The organism is Sulfitobacter sp. HI0129 (assembly GCF_001635395.1).
In the GTDB taxonomy this organism is placed as follows: domain Bacteria; phylum Pseudomonadota; class Alphaproteobacteria; order Rhodobacterales; family Rhodobacteraceae; genus Sulfitobacter.
Genome location: NZ_LWGH01000791.1, coordinates 1 through 1,388, shown reverse-complemented (window position 1 = coordinate 1,388; position 1,388 = coordinate 1). Strand labels below are relative to the sequence as shown.

Sequence of the window (1,388 nt, the reverse complement as noted above, 5' to 3'; positions counted from 1 at the left end):
CGAGGATACCGAAGAGGAAGAGGCGCCGGCGGCTTCCATGCCGCAGGACGACGCGGCCCGGGATTTCGCGCAAGGCGAGGACGTGCCGGAGGAGGAGCCGGTTCAGGAAAACGCCGCGCAGGATGATGCCCCCTCCGAACTGCCCGAGGCTGCAGAGGATGACACCGCCCAGGATGCCGTGACCGAACCTGTCGCCGAAGCGGAGGAGGAAGATCACGCCACCACTGCCGAAACAGAAGAACCCGAGGACACCGCCGAAGCGGAGGAAGACGCGCAGGACGTCATTGCCACGGCAGATCCCGTTCTGATGTCTGACCCAGTCGCGGCTGCCCGCCGCGATATCGAAGACGCGCTGGATGCCGATGATGCCGCCGACGAAACCGCTCGCGCCGAAGAGGACGACGAAGACGAAGAAGACGACATTGCCGCCATTCTCGCCCGGCTGGATCAGGCCGATGCCCGTGGTCGCCGGGGTACGATGCGTTTCGGGGCCTCCAACGGCACAGGCAGCGCGGGCCAGATCGACGAGGGCGACCTGAGCGCCATTCAGAACCTCTTTGGCCTTGCCGAAGCAGATGATGAAGCCGAAGGCGAGGAAGAAGAGACTGAAACCGCCCGTGCCACCGCGCCACGCAGCAGTGCCACGGGGACCGAGGTGCGCGCCAGCGCAGAAGCGCGCGGCAGTGCCGACCCCCTTGGCGAGGACGAAGCCGAACCCAAGGGCCGCATCATCACCGTCAACCGCGATGCGCTCGATGCCGCGATGGCCAAGGGTGAGGTCGAAGCCTACGACCCGGCGGAAGACAACGCCGATGCTGGCGACGAACAAAAGGCCGAGAAGCCTGCCGCCGCACAGGACGAAGGCAACAAGGCTCGCCAGCGCAAGCTCCGCAAGGAAGAGGAACTGCGCAAGACCTCCTCCCTCACCAAAGAGGAAGAGGACGAACTGGCGCGCGAACTCGCGCAGGTCGAAGCCGATGACCGTGCTTTGAAAGAGGCGCAGGCCAAATCCCGCGAAACCGCCCAGAACGAGGCCGCGGAAAAGGCCGCCGCCCCCTCGGACGACAGCAGCGCCGAAGAACACGCCGCGGTGCGCGCCGCCGCGCGTGCCGTCCTGCCCGAGATCGAGGATGGCACCGATACCAACATGAGCCGTCTCATGGCGGAAACCGATCATCAGATGGACGAACCCGAAAGCGCCACGCGTCGGGATGCTTTCGCCCATCTGCGGGCTGCTGTCGCCTCCAAGAAGGCCGATCAGGCGATGGGTGGATCGAACGGAAGCGGTGACGACGAGGATGGCGCCTATCGCAGCGATCTGGCCGAAGTGGTGCGCCCGCGCCGCCCCGCCACCTCGCCCGAAGGATCACGCCATCAGCGCCCCGGCG

1 pseudogene is annotated in these 1,388 nt (G+C 66.4%); it reads left to right on the top strand.

The window, feature by feature from the left end:
• Window positions 1–1,388, top strand: a pseudogene (locus A3764_RS25380) (hypothetical protein); the annotation flags it as partial.